Here is a 22,569-nt window from a genome sequence, read left to right as displayed (position 1 = left end):
AGCTCCTGCTCCCCCACACCGACCGCACTCGACCCCACTCGATCACTGCTCGTTTCCATACTCTGCCTGGCTGGCTCGCCGTCCCGGCGACCACGTGTCGGAGCGTAGCGGGATCCGCCAGGGCTGTACTGAATACGCGTCAAACGTACGCTGCGGACTCTGCGCGGACCGCGAAGGCCGCCCAACCCACTCCACCGCAGGTCAGACGGCCTTTCGCCGAACGTATTAGACGTTGAAGCGGAACTCCACCACGTCCCCGTCCTGCATCACGTAGTCCTTGCCCTCCATGCGGGCCTTGCCCTTGGCGCGGGCCTCGGGGACCGAGCCTGTTTCGACCAGGTCCTCGAAGGAGACGATCTCCGCCTTGATGAAGCCCTTCTGGAAGTCGGTGTGGATGACACCGGCTGCCTCGGGGGCCGTGGCGCCCTTCTTGATCGTCCAGGCACGGGCTTCCTTCGGGCCTGCCGTGAGGTAGGTCTGCAGGCCCAGGGTGTCGAAGCCGACGCGGCCGAGGGTGGCCAGGCCGGGCTCCTCCTGGCCCATGGACTGGAGGAGTTCGAGGGCTTCGTCGTCGTCGAGCTCGATCAGCTCGGACTCGATCTTGGCGTTGAGGAAGATCGCCTCGGCGGGGGCGACCAGGGCGCGCTGCTCGTTCTTGAAGTCCTCGTCGACCAGCTCGTCCTCGTCGACGTTGAAGACGTAGAGGAAGGGCTTGGTGGTGAGGAGGTGCAGCTCGTGGAGGAGCCTGCCCCGCTCCGTACCTGCGGTGATGCCCGCGGAGAAAAGGGTCTCGCCGGATTCGAGGATCTTCTGCGCCTCCTCGACCGCGGCGAGGACCGCGACCTTGTCCTTCTGGAGACGGGATTCCTTCGTGAGGCGCGGGACGGCCTTCTCGACGGACTGGAGGTCGGCGAGGATCAGCTCGGTGTTGATCGTCTCGATGTCGTCCTTGGGCGAGACCTTGCCGTCGACATGGACGACGTTCTCGTCCTTGAAGGCGCGGATGACCTGGCAGATCGCATCGGACTCGCGGATGTTCGCGAGGAACTTGTTGCCCAGGCCCTCGCCCTCCGAAGCGCCACGGACGATGCCGGCGATGTCGACGAAGTCCACCGTCGCCGGGAGCACGCGCTGTGAGCTGAAGATCTCGGCCAGCTTGTCCAGGCGGGCGTCCGGGACGCCTACGACGCCCACGTTCGGCTCGATCGTGGCGAACGGGTAGTTGGCCGCCAGCACGTCGTTCTTGGTCAGGGCGTTGAACAGGGTCGACTTGCCGACATTCGGCAGACCGACGATTCCGATCGTGAGCGACACGTTGGCGACTTCCTGAGGAGTGGGAGGGGAGGTGAGGCGGTGGTGGAGCGGGCGGAGCTGCGTCAGGCCCGGTGGGCCGATTCTCCAGTTTACGGGCGAGGGCGACCGGGTAACCACGGGTCCGGTCGGGTACCGAATCGGTTCCCGTTCGGCCGTGTGGCATCGAACTCATCGCCAAGGTCACCCAAACCGCGTGTCCCACACCGGTTTACTCCTGCCCGGCAACCTACGTTGTCCCGGTGGAGCAGCACAGGACACGTCCCCCGCAGCGCAGGCAGTCTCGGCAGGCCCCGCTGTCCCCGCAGGGCACCATCGACGAAGCCGCCGCCGTCTACCGGGTGGTGGACGCGCAGCCGGACGACCGGTCCCGGCCCGTGCCGCCCGCCGTTCTCGCGCTGCGCAGGCTGCCGAATCCCCGGCTGACCGGCATCGGCGCGGGGCTGTTCGCGGCTGCCGTCATGTTCGTACTGGCGTGCCTCGACGAGTTGATCCTCGATGGTTCGTCGACCGTGTTCGGGGTGCTGTTCCTGCCGGTCAGCGCGCTGACCGCACTGTGGGTGCGGCCCGCGGACCTGGTGACCGCGCCCATCATCGTGCCGATCGCCTTCGCCATCGGTGTCATCCCGATCTCTGGCGGAACGGACGGCTTCGCCGGCCAGACCATGGCCCTTGTCACCGCGCTCGCCGTACACGCCGGGTGGCTGTACGGCGGCACGCTCATCGCCGGGCTCATCGCAACGGTACGGAAGGTCCGGCTGATGCGGCAGCGACAGCGCCAGCGCCGTGCGCTGCCCGCCTCGCAGTCCGCCCGGACCTCGCAGCCGCCCCGCCGCCCCCAGCCCTGACCGGGGGTGCGGGAGGCGACAGTGCGGGCCCGTCCCCGTACGGGCCCGTGCAGGACGGGCCCCCGGCGCCGCGTAGGCCCGCCCTCCCCCGCGCAAGCCCCCGCCCGGCAGCCCCCACGCCGTGTCCTTGCGGGCCGCCTACGACTCGTTCGCCGCGCCCCTCGCCGCCTTCGCCGCCATCGCGGCCCCCACGATGCCCGCGTTGTTCTGCAGCTCCGCCGGTACCATCTCGGCCCGTACATGCTCGATCAGCGGCAGGAACTTGTCCGCCTTGCGGCTGACCCCGCCGCCGATGATGAAGAGCTCGGGCGAGAACAGCATCTCCACATGGGTCAGGTACTTCTGCACCCGGTGCGCCCAGTGGTGCCAGCTCAGGTCCTCGTCCTCCTTGGCCTTGGTGGAGGCGTGCTTCTCCGCGTCGTGACCGTTCAGCAACAGGTGGCCCAGCTCCGTGTTGGGTACGAGCTTGCCGTCGGTGAAGAGGGCGCTGCCGATGCCCGTACCGAGCGTCAGGACGATCACCGTCCCCTTGCGGCCGCGCCCCGCGCCGAACGTCATCTCCGCGATCCCGGCGGCGTCGGCGTCGTTCAGGACGGTGACCGGGAGGCCGAGCCTGTCGCCGAGCAGTCCGCGGGCGTCCACGTCGATCCAGCTGTTGTCGACATTGGCCGCGGTGCGTGTGCAGCCGCTGGTGACGACGCCCGGGAAGGTGATGCCCACCGGACCCGACCAGTCGAAATGACCGACCACCTCCGCCACGCACCCGGCCACGTCCTTGGGCGTCGCCGGGTGCGGTGTGAGTACTTTGTGGCGCTCCTGCGCCAGGTCTCCGCGGTCCAGGTCCACGGGAGCACCCTTGATCCCGGATCCGCCGATGTCCACGCCGAAGATCTGCATGCGACCCACGGTACGGGCAGGCGGCCCGGCCCACTTCTCGGAACGCGAAGCCGCCGGCGCACGCCGTCGGCTTCGCGCCGTCACTCCTTCACGAGTGCCGCGGCCTCGGCGCGCAGGTCACGCCGGAGCTCCTTGGGCAGGGAGAAGGTGATGGACTCCTCGGCCGCCTTCACGATCTCGACGTCCTCGAAGCCGCGCTCCGAGAGCCAGGCCAGGACACCGTCGACCAGGACCTCGGGAACGGAGGCGCCCGAGGTGACGCCGACCGTGGAGACACCCTCCAGCCAGGTCTCGTCGATCTCGTCGGCGAAATCGACCAGATGGGCGTCGTTCGCACCGGCACCGAGGGCGACCTCGACCAGGCGGACGGAGTTGGAGGAGTTCTTGGAGCCGACGACGATCACGAGGTCGGCGTCCGCGCCCATCTGCTTCACGGCGATCTGCCGGTTCTGTGTGGCATAGCAGATGTCGTCGCTGGGCGGCGAGATCAGGAGCGGGAACTTCTCCTTGAGCGCGCCGACCGTCTCCATCGTCTCGTCGACGGAGAGTGTGGTCTGGGAGAGCCAGACGACCTTCGAGGGGTCGCGCACCTCGACGCCGGCGACGTCCTCGGGGCCGTCGACCAGCGTGATGTGTTCGGGGGCCTCGCCGGAGGTGCCGATGACTTCCTCGTGACCGTCGTGGCCGATCAGCAGGATGTCGAAGTCGTCCTGCGCGAAGCGGACGGCCTCCTTGTGGACCTTGGTGACCAGGGGGCAGGTCGCGTCGATCGTGGCGAGCTTCCGCTCGGCCGCCTCCTGGTGCACGGTCGGCGCGACGCCGTGTGCGGAGAACATCACGATCGAGCCCTCGGGGACCTCCGCCGTCTCCTCGACGAAGATCGCGCCCTTCTTCTCCAGGGTCTGTACGACGTACTTGTTGTGGACGATCTCGTGGCGCACGTACACCGGGGAGCCGTACTGCTCCAGGGCTTTCTCCACAGCGATCACGGCACGGTCCACGCCCGCGCAGTAGCCACGGGGAGCGGCGAGCAGGACGCGGCGGGGTGTCGTAGCAGTCATGCGCCCATCGTAAGGCCGAGTCGAACGCGCGGAAGATCGGCAGGGTCGCGAGACTGATGCGTACGCGACCGACGGAGGGCTCATGGCGGGGACCGGCAGCGGCGGGCTCGGTGGCACGGAGGCGCAGGGGCCGCATCAGGAGGAGAGTCCGCATCGGGCGAAGGGCAGGCTGCACCGGACGCTCGGTTTCCGGGATCTGGTGGTCTACGGGCTCCTCTTCATCGCTCCGATGGCGCCCGTCGGCGTGTTCGGCACACTCGACGCGAAATCGAACGGTGCGGTCGCGCTGGTCTACGTCGCGGCGACGGTCGTGATGGCGTTCACCGCCTTCAGCTACGCCCAGATGGTCCGGGTGGCGCCGCTGGCGGGCTCGGTGTTCGCGTACGCCCGCAAGGGGCTCGGGGAAGGGCCGGGATTCATCGCCGGGTGGATGGCGATGCTCGACTACCTGCTGATCCCCGCCGTCGCCTACCTCTTCTCCGGAATCGCGCTGAACGCGCTCGTGCCGTCGGTGTCGCGGTGGGTGTGGACGGCACTCGCGGTCGTCATCACCACGCTCCTCAACCTCTGGGGTGTGCGGACCGCCGCCCGGGTCGGCTTCGCGGTCCTCGTGATGGAGATCGTGGTGCTGCTGGTGTTCCTGGTGTCGGCGGTGGTGGTTCTCGTACAGGACGGGGCGCAGCGCGGCTGGCTGACCCCGCTCACCGGTGACCGGGGATTCTCCGCGTCCGCGGTGCTGGGGGCGGTGTCGGTGGCCGTGCTGTCGTACCTGGGCTTCGACGCGATCGCCTCGTTCGCCGAGGAGGTGACGGGAGGCTCGGCGAAGGTGGCGCGGGCGGTGCTGTTCTGTCTGGTGCTCGCGGGCGTGCTGTTCGTGGCGCAGGGGTATCTGGCGGCGTTGCTGGAGCCGATGACGTCGGCGGAGCTGGCTGCCGATCCGGCCGCGCAGGGGTCGGCGTTCTACGACACGGTGGACGTCGCGGTCGGGTCCTGGCTGCACGATCTGGTGGCGGTCAGCAAGGCGATCGGGGCGGCCTTCGCGGCGCTGGCCGGGCAGGCGGCGGCCGGGCGGCTGGTGTTCGCGATGGCCAGGGAGCGGCGGCTGCCCTCGCCGCTGTCCAGGGTCGACCCGCGGTCCGGGGTGCCCCGCCTCGCGGTCCTGCTGGCCGCGACGGTGACGCTGGTGGCGGCGGTGTGGGCGGCCCGGCGCGCCGACGGCCTGGACCGTCTGGTGTCGGTCGTGGACATCGGCGCGCTGACGGCGTTCGTGCTGCTGCACGCGTCGGTGGTCGGGTGGTTCGCCGTACGCCGGAGGGAGGGGCCGCCCAGCTGGTGGCGGCATGTGCTGGTGCCGGTGGTGGGTGCGGGGGTGTTGATCGCGGTGATCGTGGAGGCGACCGCGAGCGCTCAGGTGGTGGGGGTCTGCTGGCTGGGGGTGGGGTTGGTGGTGCTGGCGTTGCAGTGGGGGCGTCGCGCGGTCTGAGAGAGCGGAGAGGCACGGGCCGAGGGGGGAGGGGCGGAGGCCAGGGACGCGGAGACACGGTCTGTCCGGCGGAAAGGACGGGGGCGGGGGGCGCGCGGTGGGCGGCGCGCGGTGGGGCGATCTCGGCGGCGGGGGGTGGCGCCTGGTCGGGCGGCGCGCGGTGGGCGGCGCGCGGTGGGGCGATCTCGGCGGCGGGGCGTAACGGTCGCCGCGGGCCGCCGGATTGTCGGTGGCGGCGGATACGCTCGCTCGCATGGCTCTCCAAACGTCCCCGGAAGCTCCCCTGCCCGTCGGCGATGTGTCGCGCCTCATCGGCGGGTGGATCGACCGGCTCGGTGCCGTCTGGGTCGAGGGGCAGATCACGCAGTTGTCGCGGCGGCCGGGCGCCGGCGTGGTGTTTCTGACGCTGCGCGACCCCTCGCAGGACATCTCGGTGAGCGTGACGTGCTTCCGCCAGGTCTTCGACCGGATCGCGGATGTGGTGACGGAGGGGGCGCGGGTCGTCGTCCTCGCCAAGCCCGAGTGGTACGCGCCGCGCGGTCAGCTGTCCCTGCGGGCCACGGAGATACGGCCGGTCGGCATCGGAGAGTTGCTGGTCCGCCTTGAGCAGCTGAAGAAGTCGCTGGCCTCGGAGGGGCTCTTCGCACTCGACCGCAAGAAGCCGCTGCCGTTCCTGCCGCAGCTGATCGGACTGGTCTGCGGCCGGGCCTCGGCGGCCGAGCGCGACGTCCTGGAGAACGCGCGGCGACGGTGGCCCGCGGTGCGGTTCGAGGTGCGCAATGCGGCCGTGCAGGGGGTGCACGCGGTGAATCAGGTCGTCCAGGCCGTGAAGGAGCTGGACGACCTCCCGGATGTCGACGTGATCGTCGTGGCGCGCGGTGGCGGCAGTGTGGAGGACCTGCTGCCGTTCTCGGACGAGCAGCTCATCCGCACGGTGGCCGCGTGCCGTACACCCGTGGTGTCGGCGATCGGCCATGAGCCGGACTCGCCACTGCTCGACCTGGTCGCGGACCTGCGCGCCTCCACGCCGACGGACGCCGCGAAGAAGGTCGTGCCCGATGTGGGCGAGGAGCTGGACCGGGTGCAGCTCCTGCGGGACCGTGCGCTGCGGACGGTACGGGGGCTGCTGGACCGGGAGGAGCGGGGACTGGCGCATGCGCTGGGCCGGCCCGCGATGGAACGTCCCCAGCGCATGGTGGACGAGCGGGCGGCCGAGATCGACGCGCTGATCGGCCGGGGCCGCCGCGTGCTGGGGCATCTGCTGGACCGGGCGGACTCGGAGCTCGCGCACACCCGGGCGCGCGTGGTCGCGCTGTCGCCCGCGGCGACGCTGGAGCGCGGGTACGCGGTGCTCCAGCGGGCGGACGGCCATGTGGTGCGGGCTCCGGCCGACGCGGGGGCGCCGGGCGACGTGCTTCGGGCGCGGGTCTCGGGGGGCGAGTTCGCGGTGCGGGTCGGTGACTGAGCGAGCGGGCGCCGACGACCGGATGAGCGGGCGGGGGCGTGAGCGCCGGTGGTCCGGCGCGAGGGCGCCCGAGCCGCCGAGGCGGCTCGATGGCGATGACAGACGAGGCAACAGGCTCCTGATGAGCCGGAACGTAGGGTGGGGCGCATGACGGACGACGGGACCACGACGGCCGGTGCCGCGGGCACGCTCGGATACGAGCAGGCCCGTGACGAGCTGATCGAGGTGGTGCGCCGCCTGGAAGCGGGCGGTACGACGCTGGAGGAGTCCCTCGCGCTGTGGGAGCGGGGCGAGGAGCTGGCCAAGGTGTGCCGACACTGGCTGGAAGGGGCGCGCGCCCGACTGGACGCGGCCCTGGCGGGACCGGCTGGCCCTCAGGAGAGCGGTGACGGTACGGCGGCCGAGCACGAGTGACGCCTCCCCGGCCCTCTGCCCGTGGCCGACGCGAGAGGTCTGTGGCTGTGGTGCGAGGCTGTGGCACGGAGACTGCGGCGCGGAGGCTGTGGCACGGAGGCTGTGAGGCGAGAAGTCTGCGCTGTGGAACGGATCACCCAAGTCCGGTTTTAGTTGAACATTAACCTACCTCTCCGTTACCGTGGTCGGCGTTGCTCGATCCCGTGTGCCGGAAGGTAGACCGTACGATGTCCCTCGCTCTTGATCCCACCGCCCAGGACCTCCTTTTCCGCGAGGCCCGTACCGCCAACACCTTCTCCGACGAGCCGGTGACCGATGACCAGGTCCAGGCGATCTACGACCTGGTCAAGTACGGCCCGACCGCGTTCAACCAGTCGCCGCTGCGCGTCGTCCTGGTCCGCTCCGAGGAAGCCCGCGCGCGCCTCGTCCAGCACATGGCCGAGGGCAACCAGCCGAAGACCTCGACCGCCCCGCTGGTCGCCATCCTGGCCGCCGACAACGAGTTCCACGAGGAGCTCCCGGCCCTGCTGCCGCACTTCCCGCAGGCCAAGGACGCGTTCTTCTCCGAGCGCCCGGTCCGCGAGTCGTCCGCCACCCTCAACGCCGCCCTGCAGGCCGCGTACTTCATCATCGGCGTCCGCGCCGCCGGCCTGGCCGCGGGCCCGATGACCGGTCTCGACGCCGCGGGCATCGAGAAGGAGTTCCTCGACGCCGACCACAAGGTGCTGATGGTCGTCAACATCGGCAAGCCGGGCGAGGACGCCTGGTTCCCGCGTCTGCCGCGCCTCTCCTACGACGAGGTCGTCACGACCGTCTGATCCTCGCCGCACCTGCACGAAGGGCCCCGGAGCGCGCAGACCGCGCTCCGGGGCCCTTCGTGTATGCCACACGATGCCGCGTACACCCCTCGGGCACCCCTCGGGGCGGGCTCAGGACCACGTACACGCGACCGCCACCGCGGCCGGGCTCAGGGCAACGCGAGTGCGCCCCGCACCGCGGCCGGGCTCAGGACGACGTGAGCGCTGCCGCCATCTCGGCCAGCCGCTCCGGCGAGGCGGATCCCGTGACCACCGTGGTCGCGCCCTCGTCCCGGCGCACCAGGGCGTTGTACTTGTCACCCTCCCAGCGCTGCCACGCCTCGCCGGCGACCTGCTGCGTACGCCCGGTGTTCTTGGCGTCCTGGCTCACCTCGGTCACGTACTTCTCCGCCGGGGACGTGGACTGCTCCACAGCGACGTACTTGCCCTCGGGATCGAGGAAACCCAGGTGCCAGCTGTCGCCGACCTTGGAGTCGTAGCTGACCGAGGTCGGCTTCCACTTCTCGGTCAGTCCGTCCGGGGCAGCCACCGGGTACGGTGCCGCGCGCCGCGCGGTCAGGAGCTCCACCCGGTAGTCGACCGCTTTGACCGGGTTGGCGTTCTCGTCGTGCGGAACGAAGATGTAAACGACGCCTGCCGCGGCGGAGATCACCGCCATCGACAGGAACATGTCCCGCACCGTCTGCTTGCCTCGCTTGCTAGCCACAGGTCCATCGTCGCATTGGGCCCGATCGGCCCGACTACGGGGCAGCCCGCTCAAAAGTGACCCGGTCTGCTCATATTATCGACCTGACGATAGAGTCACAGCACCCTCTTCCGGTCGTCGTCGTACAGAAAGGTGCGCTCCGATGTCCGAACATCATCTGCCGTCTCAGCTTGAGGTCTCTCCTGAGGCCCCCGACCGCAACCTCGCCCTGGAGCTGGTCCGGGTCACCGAGGCCGCCGCCATGGCGGCGGGGCGATGGGTCGGGCGCGGCGACAAGATCGGCGCCGACGGCGCCGCCGTGAAGGCCATGCGGACCCTCGTCTCCACCGTCTCGATGAACGGCGTCGTCGTCATCGGCGAGGGGGAGAAGGACGAGGCCCCCATGCTGTTCAACGGCGAGCGCGTCGGCGACGGCACCGGCCCCGAGGTCGACATCGCCGTGGACCCGATCGACGGTACGACCCTGAACGCCAAGGGCATGCCGAACGCGATCGCCGTACTGGCCGCCGCCGACCGCGGCGCCATGTTCGACCCGTCCGCGGTCTTCTACATGGACAAGCTGGTCACCGGCCCCGAGGCAGCCGACTTCGTCGACATCAACGCGCCCGTCGCGGTGAACATCCGCCGCGTCGCGAAGGCGAAGAACTCCGCCCCCGAGGACGTCACCGTCGTCGTCCTCGACCGCCCCCGCCACGACGGCATCGTCAAGGAGATCCGGGAGGCCGGCGCCCGGATCAAGTTCATCTCCGACGGCGACGTCGCGGGCTCGATCATGGCCGCCCGCGAGGGAACCGGTGTCGACCTTCTGATGGGGATCGGCGGCACTCCCGAGGGCATCATCTCGGCCTGCGCCATAAAGTGCCTCGGCGGTGTGATCCAGGGCAAGCTCTGGCCGAAGGACGAGGCCGAGCGGCAGCGCGCGCTGGATGCGGGGCACGACCTGGACCGGATCCTGTCCACCGACGACCTGGTCAGCGGCGACAACGTGTTCTTCGTCGCGACCGGCATCACGGACGGTGAGCTGATGCGCGGCGTGCGGTACCGCGCGGAGACGGCGACCACCGAGTCGATCGTCATGCGGTCCAAGTCCGGCACCATCCGGAAGATCGACTCGACCCACCGGCTGTCGAAGCTGCGCGCCTACAGCGCGATCGACTTCGACCGCGCGAAGTAGACCCCCGTCCCCATTCGGGTGCAGGACACGAAGAGGCGCCCCCCATGTGCGGTGGGGGCGCCTCTTCGCGTGCCGCGTCCGGCGCCTCTTGACGTCCCGCGCCCATGAACCCGCGCCTGCGCATGGGCAGGTTCGCCCACGCACGGAACGCACGCACGCACGCACGCACCGGAACATACGGAACGCGCCCGCCGGACCGCACGCACGGAACGCCCGCACTGACCGCGTGCAGGAACGGGCACACACGGATGTGCACGCGCGGATGTGCACACACGGATGTGCACGCACGCGGATATGCACGCACGCGGATGCGCACGCGCTGGTTCAGGCTCCGGCGCCCCGTGGGGTCGGTCAGCCCGCCGCGGCTATGCGGTCCGTCGCGGCGGAGGACGCGGACGATGCCTTGAGCTCCACCTCGCGCCGTCTGCGACGGGCGAGCACCACGCGGCGTTCGGCGGCGGTGAGGCCGCCCCACACCCCGTACGGCTCCGGCTGTATGAGCGCGTGTTCCTGGCATTCGACCATGACCGGACAGCGCGCGCAGACGCGCTTCGCTGACTCCTCGCGCGCGAGTCTGGCCGCGGTCGGCTCCTTCGACGGGGCGAAGAACAGCCCGGCCTCATCCCGGCGGCACACCGCCTCCGAGTGCCAGGGGCCGGCCTGGTCCTCCCGCGCAGGGGTGCGCTGGGAAGGGACTGCGGCGACCTGCAGGGGCTGATGCGGCAGTTGCAGCACGGTCTACTCCTGACGACGGCTTCGCGAGCGAGAGACGATGCAGCATTCCCTACCCGCTGTGCGCACGCCTATGCACTGAGTGGCCCGTGATCCGCGCTGCGGAATTGCGGCCGGTCAGGAATTTGGCTTGTTCCCCAAGCAGTTCGGAGCACTTCGGAGGAGTTCGGTGAAGTTCGGAGATGTTCGGTGAAGTACCGGGCAGATCCGGTCGGTTCCGGCAGTTCGGGAACTCGGGCAACTCGGGCGACTCGGAAGTGTTCGCGGGGCCGTGCACCTCGCCGTGCCCGGTCTCGCCCTAACCGAAGTATTTGCGCAGCCGGTCCTGAAGATCCGCGATGAACTTCCCGCGCTTGGGCTTCGCCTCCACGCTTCCGAACACCGAATATCCGTTGACGACGACCACCGGCGCTTCGGGATCCGCGGATTCCAGCGTGACCACTTCGAAATTACCGAAGACACCCGTGCCGCTGCCGCGCAGCGAGATGTTCTCGGGAACCCTGATGTCGACACTCCCGAAGACGGATGTCGCGTTGATCACCGTGAGCCTCTGGCCGAAAAGCGCCTCGGTCAGATCGATCTCCACGCTCCCGAAGAGCGCGAAGGCGTTCGTGCGGCCACCGACCCGCCAACGGCCCCTGCGGGTGGAGCCGCTGAAGATCGCCACCAGGTTCTCGGCGGGGCCTGCGGGGCCCTCGTGGACGGGGTCGCCCGGCCCGGCGGCCGGACGGGAAGCACCCGAGGCGGCGGGCAGATCGCGTACCAGCGGCTCCAGTTCACCCATGGTCTTGGCGCGATAGACGGCGTCGACCCGCTCGGCGTGCTCCTCGGCGGTGAGCCGGCCCTCGGCCATGGCCTCGCGCAGGATGTCCGCGATCCGGTCACGGTCCGCGTCGGAGGCCCGGATACCGCCCGGCTCCGCCGGAACCACGGGCTGCTGGGGGTGCTTTTGGAGGTCCACCGAACCAGCGTACCCAAACGCGATAGATCGCGACTAGCCCTCGCCAAGCCTCGCCGTGTCGTCCTCGTGAACACACCGACTCATGAGCACGCCGAACTGAGCCTTACCTCACAGCTTTGCCGGACGTGCGGCGTTCTACCCTGGTGGGTGCGCTGCCCAAGGGAGGTCAGCCACCGTCTGCCGAGTGAGGAATGGCCGTAATGCCAGAGTTTGCGTACTCCGATCTGCTCCCCCTGGGCGAGGACACCACGCCGTACCGCCTGGTGACCTCCGAGGGTGTCTCCACCTTCGAGGCCGACGGTCGTACGTTCCTCAAGGTCGCCCCCGAGGCACTGCGCACGCTGGCCGCCGAAGCCATGCACGACATCTCGCACTACCTGCGCCCCGCCCACCTGTCGCAGCTGCGGCGGATCGTGGACGACCCCGAGGCGTCGTCCAACGACAAGTTCGTCGCGCTCGACCTGCTGAAGAACGCGAACATCGCGGCCGCGGGCGTACTGCCGATGTGCCAGGACACCGGCACCGCGATCGTCATGGGCAAGCGCGGACAGAACGTACTCACCGAGGGCGGTGACGAAGAGGCCCTGTCGCACGGCATCTTCGACGCGTACACCAAGCTCAACCTCCGCTATTCGCAGATGGCTCCGCTCACCATGTGGGAGGAGAAGAACACGGGCTCGAACCTGCCCGCGCAGGTCGAGCTGTACGCCACCGACGGCGGCGCGTACAAATTCCTCTTCATGGCGAAGGGCGGCGGCTCGGCCAACAAGTCGTTCCTCTTCCAGGAGACGAAGGCCGTGCTGAACGAGACCTCCATGATGAAGTTCCTGGAGGAGAAGATCCGTTCGCTGGGTACGGCCGCCTGCCCGCCGTACCACCTGGCGATCGTCGTCGGCGGTACGTCGGCCGAGTTCGCGCTGAAGACCGCGAAGTACGCCTCCGCGCACTACCTGGACGAGCTGCCCGCCGAGGGTTCCCCCACCGGTCACGGCTTCCGCGACAAGGAGCTGGAGGAGAAGGTCTTCGAGCTGACGCAGAAGATCGGCATCGGCGCCCAGTTCGGCGGCAAGTACTTCTGCCACGACGTGCGCGTCGTCCGCCTCCCCCGCCACGGTGCCTCACTGCCCGTCGCGATCGCCGTGTCCTGCTCGGCGGACCGCCAGGCCACCGCGAAGATCACCGCCGAGGGCGTCTTCCTGGAGCAGCTGGAGAAGGACCCGGCCCGCTTCCTGCCGGACACCACGGACGAGCACCTCGACGAGGCGGGTGACGTCGTGAAGATCGACCTCAACCGGCCGATGGACGAGATCCTCAGCGAGCTGACCAGGTACCCGGTCAAGACCCGGCTCTCGCTGACCGGCCCGCTGGTCGTGGCCCGCGACATCGCGCACGCCAAGATCAAGGAGCGGCTGGACGCGGGCGAGGAGATGCCGCAGTACCTGAAGGACCACCCGGTCTACTACGCGGGCCCGGCGAAGACGCCCGAGGGGTACGCCTCCGGTTCCTTCGGTCCCACGACGGCCGGCCGTATGGACAGTTACGTCGCGCAGTTCCAGGCCGCGGGCGGCTCCAAGGTGATGCTCGCCAAGGGCAATCGGTCCAAGCAGGTCACCGACGCGTGCGACACGCACGGCGGTTTCTACCTCGGCTCGATCGGCGGTCCGGCGGCGCGCCTCGCGCAGGACTGCATCAAGAAGGTCGAGGTCGTCGAGTACGAGGAGCTCGGCATGGAAGCGGTGTGGAAGATCGAGGTCGAGGACTTCCCGGCGTTCGTCGTCGTCGACGACAAGGGCAACGACTTCTTCACCGAGCCCGCCCCGGCACCCACGTTCACCAGCATTCCGGTACGGGGTCCGGGCCTCGCCTGACGCGTTGAGACGACCCGGTGACACGGGCCGTGGGGGCTTTCCGGCCAGGCGCTTGCGGCCGGTGGGCCCCCACGGGCCGTTCTCGCTCCGCCGCTTCCCGTCCCGCCCCGTCCCTGCCCCGCCGTTCCCACTCCGCCGCTTACCGGCGGGGCGCATACCGGCCGTTCGCATACCGGCGGGCCGCATACCGGCGGGCTGCTTCCCGCCCCGCCGGACTGCTCACTTCGCCGGGCTGCTCACTCCTCCAGCAGACCCGACGTCGCGACCAGATAGCCGAGTTGGGCCCGGCTGTTGCTGCCCAGTTGCTCGGAGACCCTGCGCACGTGTTCGGCGACGCTGCGGCGGCTCATCCCCAGCCGGCGGGCGATCGAGTCGTCCGTCTCGCCGCCGACGACCGCCCGCAGGATGGTCCGTTGCAGGTCCGAGGTGACGACCGGGGTGCGCAGCGGTACGCGTTCCGGGCGCACCGGCACCGAGCGGACCCACGCCTCGTCGAAGTGACGGACCAGGAAGCGGACCAGGGACGGGTGCTGGACGCGCAGGGCGCTGTACGGCTCGTCGGAGTACGGGACGAACGCGAGGTTCCGGTCGAAGATGATGATCCGGTCGACGATCTCGGGCAGCGTTCTGACCTCGGCGCCCTCGGTGGTCACCCGCTCGATGTAGGCGAGCGTCGTACGGTCCGAGCGGACGGTGTGCTGATAGATCGTCCGCTGCCGGATGCCCCGGCGCAGATTGCGCAGGTCCCGGGGGAGCGACTCCTCCAGCGCGTAGGCAGGACGGCCGCCCCCGGGGTGGGCGGTGCGGACCTCCTCCCGGCATCCCGCGACGCCCGCGTCGAGCGCCTTTCCGATGACGGCGGCGCCGTGGAGCCGGGTGAGGGCGGACTGTTCGAGCCGGTGCACATCGGCGTACAGGCCGTCGAACACGGCCAGCGCGGCACGGGCCGAGCGCAGCGCGCGGCGTTCGCGGGCGATCGTCTCCTCGATGGGGCCGAGCGCGTCGAAGGAGGCGGTCTCGGGCGGTACGGGGATCAGGTACCCCGGTGAGTCGCGGTCCTCCACCATCAGGCGCAGTGTGCTCAGGCAGCGGGGCACGTCGCCCGCCGGAAGACTTCCCTCGGTGAGCGCACGCCGGTAGGCCGCGAGGGCCGTGTCGCAGGTGCTGTCCGGTGACGATTCGCGGCAATCACACGCCCGTGGGCCGGAATGATCGTCCTTCACAAGCATGCAGATTACATTCCTGCAATCCGGAGACCATGGGCGACCGGAGCCGCTCGGTGAGTATGGGCCGATGACGCAGGACATCGAACAGGCGGACGACCGACCGGCCCCGGCATCGGACGTCGATCCGGCCGACGCGGCGCGCGGAGAACGCCGATATCGATTCCTCGTCGCCGGATACAGCCTCTCTTCGTACGGCACCTTCCTGAATATGGTGGCGCTCAATCTGTTCGTCTACGAGACGACCGGCCGCGCGCTCGCCATGGGCCTGTTCATGGCCGTGCGACTGGGATCCGGATTTCTCGCCGGGCTGGCCTCCGGTGGCCTCCTTTCCCGTTTCACGGCCAAGAGCCTCATGCTGTGGACGAATGTGGCGCAGGCGGCGGTGATGCTGCTGCTGGTCCTGGCGCCGGAGGGATTGCGGACGGCCGCACTGATGGCGGTTTCCGTGGTGGTCGGCGGCTGCGGAACGATTTTCATGGTGTCGCTGCGCAGCTCCATTCCCGAGATGGTCGGCGACGAGCGGCGGTCCTGGGCCAACTCCCTGTCCATCACGGGTCGTTCTCTGGCGATGGTGGCCGGCTTCGCCTCGGCGGGCGTGGTGGTCTCGCTGGTCGGCTACACCGCCGCGTTCGTGGTGGACATGGCCACGTTCGCGGTCTGTTCCGTGACGGTGGCCCTGCTGCCGATCGCGGGCGGGGGCGGAGACGGGAAGAAGGGTGCCGGGCCGGAACCGGAGGACGATTCCGACGGCCGTGAGCAGCGACCGGACGGCGAGCAGGACGGAAAGCAGGACGGGAAGCCGGAAGGCACGCAGGAAGGCAGGCCGGACGGAAAGCCGGACCGCGAGCGAAGCGGCGTGCCGGACGGCAAGCGGGACGGGAGGAGCGGGGCGGGCCGATGGCGGATGCCCCGCACGTTCCTCGCGTCGGCCGCGGCGCCCGGACTCGGTCTGATGGTGGTGCTGCGCGGTGTGGACGCCTTCGGTTCGTCCTCCCACAACGCCGCGCTGCCGGTCTACTCCGCAGGGCTCGACACCTCGCACCCCGCCGTCTTCGTCAGCGCCTTCTGGTGTCTGTGGGCCCTGGGAAACGTCGTCGCGCAGCAACTGATCCAGCGGTACATCAACCGCACCGGGCGGTCGGTGGGCGCGGCGGGGTTCGGGTACGGCACGTGTGTGATGTCCGGGGCGTTCATCCTGGCGTTCGCCGGGTTCCCGTCGGCCGCGACCGCCGTGATCGCGCTGGTCGCGGGGGCGGCCGACGGGCTCACCGAGGTCTCGTACACCTCGCATCTGCAGACGCTCCCCGCCGAACTGCGCGGCCACGCGTTCGGACTTTCCGCGACCGTGGAGAACCTCGGGTTCGGCATCGGCATGATCCTGGTCGCCGCGGCGCTCGACAGCCTCAGTCCGCTGACCGTCGTCGCCTGGTCGCACGGGGTGCCCATCGTGCTCGCGGCGGTGTTCCTGATCAGGGTGTCGGGCCCGCGGAGGCGGCGCCCCCCTTCCGCGGCCCACCCCGGCGGTGAGCGCGGTGGGCGGGTGCGGTGAGGGTTCGTATACGACGAGATTCAGCCAATTTCGAGGCGCACCCTTGGGGGGCCGACGGGCGCGGGCGGTGGGCGGGAACCCGGCGCTGCGGGTCCGTCTCCCCCGCGGCGCGTTACCGGACAGCCCGGGCACGGCCTCCCTCGCGCCCCGGGCCGCCGCGGGCCCGGGCACCGGGCCGGGCGCCACGGCACCGCCGCTTTCACGCAGCGGGCCGCGCCGCGGACTTGCGCCGTGCCGGGCCGCTGCGGTGGGTTGTCGGACGTTCCCCAAGTGCTCCGCCGACCCGGAGCGTCAAGAAGCAGTCCTGGGCAACCAGGAGACAGCCCCCGCGCCCCCGAAAGCAGTCCCGAGGAACCCGGAGACAGTCCGGGGAGCACGCCGGACCGCTCCTGGGGACCGGACAACAGCCCGGACAACAGCCGCCGCCCTCACCACACGTCGAACACCGCACCGCACCGCCTCCAGCGGCCCGGCTCGGGTTCGCCCACCCTCACTCTCACCGTCGAACACCGGAAAGGCGGACGCCGTATGACGCCGCTTCCCCACCGCAGCCACGCCGACGACCTGCTGTCCTTCATCAGGGCCAGCCCCTCCCCGTACCACGCGGTGGCGAGCGCCGCCCAGCGCCTGGAGAAGGCCGGCTTCCGTGAACTGCGCGACACGGACGACTGGACAGGCACGACCGGCGGGAGCTTCGTCGCCCGCGGCGGCGCCCTCATCGCCTGGTACGCCCCCGAGGGTGCCCCCGCGCACACCCCCTTCCGGATCCTCGGCACCCACACGGACTCCCCGAACCTGAGGGTCAAACCCGTCCCCGACACCGGGTCGGCCGGCTGGCGGCAGGTCGCCGTGGAGATCTACGGCGGGGTGCCGCTGAACACCTGGCTCGACCGCGATCTGGGCATCTCGGGGCGGCTCGCCCTGCGCGGCACCGGCACACGGGTCGAGACCCGGCTCGTCCAGATCGACGAACCGCTGCTGCGGGTACCGCAGTTGGCCATCCACCTGGACCGCACGGTCAACGAGGCTCTCGCCCTCGACCGGCAGCGCCACATCGCCCCGCTGTGGGCGCTCGGAGCTCCCGAGGAGGGAGCGCTGCTGCGCCGGGTCGCGGCGGCCGCGGGGGTGGACCGCGACGAGGTCCTCGGCTGGGACCTGATGCTCCACGACATCCAGCCGCCCGGATATCTCGGCGCCGACCGGGAGTTCGTGGTGTCCGCGCGGCTGGACAACCTGGTGTCGGTGCACGCGGGTGTCACGGCACTGGCCGCCGCGGCGACCGCGGCCGACGCCCCCTCGTACATCCCCGTCCTGGCGGCCTTCGACCACGAGGAGGTCGGCAGCGGCTCGGAAACGGGTGCGCAGAGCCCCCTCCTGGAGCGGGTCCTCGGCCGTTCGGTGGCCGCGCGCGGCGGCAGCTCCGAGGACTGGTCCCGCGCCCTGTCCGGCGCCTTCTGCGTCTCCGCCGACATGACCCACGCGGTGCACCCCAACTATGCGGAACGGCACGATCCGGGCCACCACCCGCTCCCCAACGGCGGCCCCACGATCAAGGTCAACGTCAATCAGCGGTACGCCACCGACAGCACCGGCACCGCGGTGTTCGCGGCGGCGTGCGAGCGGGCGGGTGCGCCGTGGCAGTCGTTCGTCTCCAACAACGCGATGCCGTGCGGCACGTCGATCGGTCCGCTCACCGCGGCCCGGCTCGGTGTCCCGACGGTCGACGTGGGGGTGCCGGGGCTGTCCATGCACTCGTCGCGCGAACTGTGCGGGGCCGCCGACCCCGGCCATCTGGCCGCCGTCCTGGGCGCGTTCGTGACGTCCGGCTGACAGGACCGGCCCACCGGCGGGAAACGGGACGGACTGGACGGAACGGGTCCGGTCCGCCGGCCGGAAGCGGGAGGGACGGGTCCGGTCCGCCGGCCGGAAGCGGGAGGGGGAAGCGGAACGGCCGAGGCCATCCCGCCCCTGCCCCCTCATCCACCCCCTCCCCCTCCCCATGGGCCGGAGTTACGCGAACCGCTGCTTCGCGCTGCCGTCGCAGCTCTGCAGCCTCAGCGGGTCCTTGGCCGCCGCGAGGGTCAGGCACAGCCCGGTCGAGGCCGCCGGCCGCAGCGTGCCCGACTGCTCGACGAACCGCTGGTTGGCCGCGCCCGAGCAGTTCCACAGGATGAGCGCGGCGCCCGCCTTGTAGTCGGCGCCCGGCACGTCGAGGCACCGGTCGTGACTCAGTTCCGTACGGATGCTCTTCGTGCCGGGGTCGTGCCACCAGCCCTGGTTGCGGCCGCCGTGGCAGTCCCAGCCGGTGACCTCGGTGTCGTTACGGGTCACCGAGGCGGGGACGTCCACGCAGGTGCCCGTGGCCTCGTTCTTCAGGGGCGTGAAGACGTCGTCCCACGCGGCGGTCTGAAGAACCGGCTGCCCCGTGCTCGCCGGGTCGGCGCAGCTCGCCTCGCGCAGGGACGAGTTGTAGATCTGGGTCAGGCAGGAGGCGAAGGCCGCGTGGCCGCGCGCGTTGGGGTGGAAGGACTGCCGGACGGAGTTGGAGTCCGGCGGGAAGTGCGAGAGGTCGATGTAGAGCCCGCGGGCCCAGGTGTTCTCGCTGCAGACCTCGTGGCCGTGGAAGAGCCGGGAGTTGTCGAGGTAGACGGCTCCGGTGTCGGCCCTGCGCATGCCGCGCTCGAAGGCGGGAACCGCGACGTTGCGGCCCCAGGCGGCGTCGGAGTCGTATCCGGCGCAGCCCCCGGGAAGCTTGCCCGGGAAATCCGGGTTGTCGTAGAAGTCCGGGCCGATCGGGCTCGGGTAGCCCATGACCACGAGCTTGTAGTCGCCGGTGCCGTACCCGGCGTCGGACATGACGGTCCGCAGGTCGCGCACCGTCTTCTCGACCTTGGGGACGAGTCCGTCGACGCGCGCCTGCCAGCCGCCCTCGTACTTCGGCTGGCACGCGCCCTGAAGGAGGACCCAGCGCTCGACGCAGTCCGTCATGACCGGGCCGAACTGGAGGTCGTCATTGGCACCGGCGACCAGCACGATCATCTTGATGCGGGTGTTGCGGGCCTTGATGGCGAGGTTGTCGCTCTGCACCAATTCGTCGGCGTACTGCTTCGACCCGCCGATCACGATGTTGCCGGTGTACGCGCCCGAGCAGGAGACGTTGTACGTGACGTCGGCCGGGATCCCGGTGCGGTGGATCGCGGAGTCGGGAGAGCGGTGGCACCAGTTGTCGGGGCCGTCGGTGCCCGCCTCGTACGTGCCGACACCCTCGCCGGAGATCTCGCTGTCGCCGAGCGAGATCAGCCCGGTCTTGCGGTCGGCGAGCGGGCGCTCGGCCGGGTCGCCGTACAGCTGGGTGGCTTCGGCGGCGCGGATGGCCTCCAGCTCGGGCGCCAGGGGCGCGGATGCGGTAGTGGTGGTACCGGCGCGGTCCGCCGCTCCCGCCGGTCCTGCGGCGGCGACCGTACCGCCCCACGCCGCCGCCATGGCCGCGACGGCCGCGACCGTACAGCGAAGTCTGTGCCTGGTGCGCCTCATTGCGCCTCCCCGGGTTGCTGCACGGGGGTACGGGGTCGTCCCCCGGGAAATGCAGCACCCCGGTATTTACTGGCCGGTAGACGACTTGGGAATACACAGAACAAGACAAGTGCTCAACTTTTTCAGGAGGTTGCCCCCATGAACGACGCACAGTCCCCCGCGCAGAACCCCGCGGGCGGTACGGATTTCCGCATCGAGCACGATTCGATGGGCGAGGTGAGGGTGCCCGCAGGCGCCAGGTGGCGGGCCCAGACCCAGCGCGCGGTGGAGAACTTCCCCATCTCGGGGCAGCACCTGGAACGGGCCCACATCGAGGCCCTGGCCCGGATCAAGGCGGCGGCGGCCAAGGTGAACGCCGACCTGAAGGTGCTCGACCCGGACATCGCGCGGGCGATCCAGGAGGCCGCCGCCGAGGTCGCGGAGGGGCGCTGGGACGCCCACTTCCCGGTCGATGTCTTCCAGACCGGGTCCGGCACCTCGTCCAACATGAACACCAATGAGGTCCTCGCCACCCTCGCCACCGAGCGCCTGGGGCGCGAGGTCCACCCGAACGACCACGTCAACGCCTCGCAGTCGTCCAACGACGTCTTCCCGTCCTCCATCCACATCGCCGCGACCGCGGCCGTCACCGGCGATCTGATCCCGGCACTGGAGCACCTGGCCGCCGCCCTGGAGCGCAAGTCCGCAGAGTTCTCGACGGTCGTGAAGTCGGGACGTACGCATCTGATGGACGCGACACCCGTCACCCTGGGCCAGGAGTTCGGCGGCTACGCGGCGCAGATCCGGTACGGCGTCGAGCGGCTGCGCGCCGGACTCCCCCGCCTCGCCGAACTGCCGCTCGGCGGCACGGCCGTCGGCACCGGCATCAACACCCCGCCCGGCTTCTCCGCCGCCGTCATCGCCGAGGTCGCCCGCGTCACCGGGCTGCCGCTCACCGAGGCCAGGGACCACTTCGAGGCACAGGGCGCGCGGGACGGGCTCGTGGAGACGTCCGGCCAGCTCCGTACCGTCGCCGTCTCGCTCACCAAGATCTCCAACGATCTCCGCTGGATGGCCTCCGGACCCCGCACCGGTCTGGCCGAGATCAGCCTCCCCGACCTCCAGCCCGGCTCCTCGATCATGCCGGGCAAGGTGAATCCGGTCATTCCCGAGGCCGTGCTGATGGTCGCGGCCCAGGTGATGGGGAACGACCAGACGGTCGCCGTCGCGGGCGCGGCGGGCAATTTCGAGCTGAACGTGATGCTTCCGGTCATCGCGAAGAACCTGCTGGAATCGGTGCGGCTGCTGGCCAACGTCTCCCGGCTGCTCGCGGACCGCACGGTCGACGGGATCACGGCGAACGTGGAGCGGGCCAGGGAGTACGCCGAGTCCTCGCCCTCGGTCGTCACCCCGCTGAACAAGTACATCGGCTACGAGGAGGCCGCGAAGGTCGCCAAGAAGTCCCTCGCCGAGCGCAGGACGATCCGCGAGGTGGTGCTGGACTCGGGCTACGTCGAGCGCGGCGACCTGACCGTCGAGCAGTTGGACGAGGCGCTGGACGTCCTGCGCATGACCCGCCCGTGACCGGTGACGCCCCTCCTCGGACACCGGCCCCTCTAAGATCTGCCCATGGCAGGTACCGGAGACATCGAGCACTGGGCGCCGGGTGATCAGATCCTGTGGCGCTACCGCGGCAACGGCCCGCTGCGCCACGGCGTCGCACCGGATCGCGCCCCGGGCCCGGTCCATATCTGCCGGCCCGTCACCGTCGTCCAGGACACTGCGGAGTTGCTCGCCGTCTGGGTGGCGCCCGGTACCGAATGCGTGAAGCCGATCCTGGTGAACGGCACCGAGGTGCACGACGAGCCGCTCGTCACCCGCTACACCGCCCCGCGCACCACCGTGCGCTCACCCTGGCTCGGCAACGGCGTACTGAAGCTCGCCCGTCCTGGTGAACCCTGGTCGGTCTGGCTGTTCTGGGATCCCGGCTGGCAGTTCCGCAGCTGGTACGTGAACCTGGAGGAACCGCGCACCCGATGGGCGGGCGGCATCGACTCCGAGGATCACTTTCTCGACATCTCCGTCTACCCGGACCGCAGCTGGGTCTGGCGCGACGAGGACGAGTTCGCCCAGGCGCAGCGGGTCGGTCTGATGGCCCCTCGGACCGCGCGGCGGGTGCGGGAGGCGGGCCGCGCGGCCGTCGAGGTGATCCGGAACTGGGGAGCGCCGTTCCGGGACGGCTGGGAGCAGTGGCGGCCCGATCCGCGCTGGCGCGTTCCGGCGCTTCCGGATGACTGGGACCGTACCCCCTCGCATATGCCGTCGTGAGACCCTTGATGCACCCCAGGGGGACAAACGTAGGATCGTCCTCCGGAGGGCCGTGCCTCTCCAACCGGCGGACACGGCAAAGGACCTGACCACAAGTCATCGAACAAGCACAACGCACTGCATGAGCTGGATAGCGGCATCAGTCGTATGAATCGTATGAGCCACTACGAGGGGGTGGAGACATGCTCGCCGTCGTCCGCCCCGTCGCCGGAAAC

The 22,569-nt window shown here is 70.3% G+C and carries 19 protein-coding genes; 11 read left to right on the top strand and 8 right to left on the bottom strand.

Annotated features, from left to right (window positions below):
* Positions 1–225: 225 nt before the first annotated feature.
* A complete protein-coding gene (gene ychF, locus ACFVUT_RS20955) occupies positions 226–1,314 on the bottom strand; it encodes a redox-regulated ATPase YchF (protein ID WP_389651638.1) in 1,089 nt (362 codons plus the stop codon).
* A 239-nt stretch (positions 1,315–1,553) separates the two neighbouring features.
* On the opposite strand from ychF, the gene ACFVUT_RS20950 reads away from it, so the two are divergent.
* Entirely contained in the window at positions 1,554–2,159 is a 606-nt protein-coding gene (locus tag ACFVUT_RS20950) for a DUF6542 domain-containing protein (protein WP_389651635.1), read from the top strand.
* Positions 2,160–2,297: 138 nt separating this feature from the next.
* Here ACFVUT_RS20950 and ppgK read toward each other — a convergent pair whose 3' ends face one another.
* Positions 2,298–3,056, bottom strand: coding sequence for a polyphosphate--glucose phosphotransferase (gene ppgK, locus ACFVUT_RS20945; RefSeq protein WP_389651632.1), 759 nt, complete (start codon positions 3,054–3,056; stop codon positions 2,298–2,300).
* Positions 3,057–3,136: 80 nt separating this feature from the next.
* Complete coding sequence (locus ACFVUT_RS20940; protein ID WP_389651630.1) at positions 3,137–4,117, bottom strand: 4-hydroxy-3-methylbut-2-enyl diphosphate reductase; 981 nt, start codon at positions 4,115–4,117, stop codon at positions 3,137–3,139.
* A gap of 82 nt (positions 4,118–4,199) precedes the next feature.
* Here ACFVUT_RS20940 and ACFVUT_RS20935 point away from each other — a divergent pair, with 82 nt between their 5' ends.
* The 4 genes from ACFVUT_RS20935 (at position 4,200) to ACFVUT_RS20920 (ending at position 8,297) form a co-directional block, all read left to right on the top strand.
* Entirely contained in the window at positions 4,200–5,600 is a 1,401-nt protein-coding gene (locus ACFVUT_RS20935) for an APC family permease (RefSeq protein WP_389651627.1), read from the top strand.
* A gap of 253 nt (positions 5,601–5,853) precedes the next feature.
* A complete protein-coding gene (gene xseA / locus ACFVUT_RS20930; protein ID WP_389651624.1) occupies positions 5,854–7,065 on the top strand; it encodes an exodeoxyribonuclease VII large subunit in 1,212 nt (403 codons plus the stop codon).
* Positions 7,066–7,212: 147 nt separating this feature from the next.
* Positions 7,213–7,479, top strand: a complete 267-nt coding sequence (locus tag ACFVUT_RS20925) for an exodeoxyribonuclease VII small subunit (RefSeq protein WP_389651621.1) — start codon at positions 7,213–7,215, stop codon at positions 7,477–7,479.
* Between the two features lie 227 nt (positions 7,480–7,706).
* Positions 7,707–8,297 carry a malonic semialdehyde reductase gene (locus ACFVUT_RS20920; protein WP_389651618.1) on the top strand — a complete coding sequence of 197 codons (591 nt, stop codon included), beginning with the start codon at positions 7,707–7,709 and terminating at the stop codon, positions 8,295–8,297.
* A 187-nt stretch (positions 8,298–8,484) separates the two neighbouring features.
* On the opposite strand, the gene ACFVUT_RS20915 is transcribed toward ACFVUT_RS20920, so the two are convergent.
* Entirely contained in the window at positions 8,485–9,003 is a 519-nt protein-coding gene (locus ACFVUT_RS20915) for a DUF4245 domain-containing protein (protein WP_389651615.1), read from the bottom strand.
* 142 nt (positions 9,004–9,145) lie between these two features.
* Between ACFVUT_RS20915 and glpX the strand changes: the two genes are divergently transcribed.
* Positions 9,146–10,177, top strand: a complete 1,032-nt coding sequence (gene glpX, locus ACFVUT_RS20910; protein WP_389651612.1) for a class II fructose-bisphosphatase — start codon at positions 9,146–9,148, stop codon at positions 10,175–10,177.
* A gap of 351 nt (positions 10,178–10,528) precedes the next feature.
* Here glpX and ACFVUT_RS20905 read toward each other — a convergent pair whose 3' ends face one another.
* Positions 10,529–10,912: a WhiB family transcriptional regulator gene (locus tag ACFVUT_RS20905; RefSeq protein ID WP_389651609.1), complete on the bottom strand. Its 384-nt coding sequence runs from the start codon at positions 10,910–10,912 to the stop codon at positions 10,529–10,531.
* Between the two features lie 295 nt (positions 10,913–11,207).
* On the bottom strand, positions 11,208–11,870 hold the full coding sequence (locus ACFVUT_RS20900; protein ID WP_389651606.1) for a DUF1707 domain-containing protein: 663 nt from the start codon (positions 11,868–11,870) through the stop codon (positions 11,208–11,210).
* Positions 11,871–12,070: 200 nt separating this feature from the next.
* On the opposite strand from ACFVUT_RS20900, the gene ACFVUT_RS20895 reads away from it, so the two are divergent.
* Positions 12,071–13,738, top strand: a complete 1,668-nt coding sequence (locus ACFVUT_RS20895; protein WP_389651603.1) for a fumarate hydratase — start codon at positions 12,071–12,073, stop codon at positions 13,736–13,738.
* Between the two features lie 236 nt (positions 13,739–13,974).
* On the opposite strand, the gene ACFVUT_RS20890 is transcribed toward ACFVUT_RS20895, so the two are convergent.
* On the bottom strand, positions 13,975–14,961 hold the full coding sequence (locus ACFVUT_RS20890) for a LuxR C-terminal-related transcriptional regulator (RefSeq protein WP_389651707.1): 987 nt from the start codon (positions 14,959–14,961) through the stop codon (positions 13,975–13,977).
* Positions 14,962–15,031: 70 nt separating this feature from the next.
* Between ACFVUT_RS20890 and ACFVUT_RS20885 the strand changes: the two genes are divergently transcribed.
* Both ACFVUT_RS20885 and ACFVUT_RS20880 read left to right on the top strand, forming a co-directional pair.
* On the top strand, positions 15,032–16,513 hold the full coding sequence (locus ACFVUT_RS20885) for an MFS transporter (protein WP_389651600.1): 1,482 nt from the start codon (positions 15,032–15,034) through the stop codon (positions 16,511–16,513).
* A gap of 528 nt (positions 16,514–17,041) precedes the next feature.
* A complete protein-coding gene (locus ACFVUT_RS20880) occupies positions 17,042–18,343 on the top strand; it encodes a M18 family aminopeptidase (protein ID WP_389651598.1) in 1,302 nt (433 codons plus the stop codon).
* 180 nt (positions 18,344–18,523) lie between these two features.
* Here ACFVUT_RS20880 and ACFVUT_RS20875 read toward each other — a convergent pair whose 3' ends face one another.
* Positions 18,524–20,047, bottom strand: a complete 1,524-nt coding sequence (locus ACFVUT_RS20875; RefSeq protein WP_389651595.1) for a ricin-type beta-trefoil lectin domain protein — start codon at positions 20,045–20,047, stop codon at positions 18,524–18,526.
* Positions 20,048–20,185: 138 nt separating this feature from the next.
* Here ACFVUT_RS20875 and ACFVUT_RS20870 point away from each other — a divergent pair, with 138 nt between their 5' ends.
* Together ACFVUT_RS20870 and ACFVUT_RS20865 are read left to right on the top strand one after the other, a co-directional pair.
* Positions 20,186–21,610 carry a class II fumarate hydratase gene (locus ACFVUT_RS20870; protein WP_389651592.1) on the top strand — a complete coding sequence of 475 codons (1,425 nt, stop codon included), beginning with the start codon at positions 20,186–20,188 and terminating at the stop codon, positions 21,608–21,610.
* A gap of 45 nt (positions 21,611–21,655) precedes the next feature.
* On the top strand, positions 21,656–22,354 hold the full coding sequence (locus ACFVUT_RS20865; RefSeq protein ID WP_389651590.1) for a DUF402 domain-containing protein: 699 nt from the start codon (positions 21,656–21,658) through the stop codon (positions 22,352–22,354).
* Positions 22,355–22,569: the final 215 nt, after the last annotated feature.

The sequence above is a fragment of the Streptomyces sp. NPDC058051 genome, assembly GCF_042885475.1.
Classification (GTDB): domain Bacteria; phylum Actinomycetota; class Actinomycetes; order Streptomycetales; family Streptomycetaceae; genus Streptomyces.
This window is presented reverse-complemented; position numbering and strand designations above follow the sequence as displayed.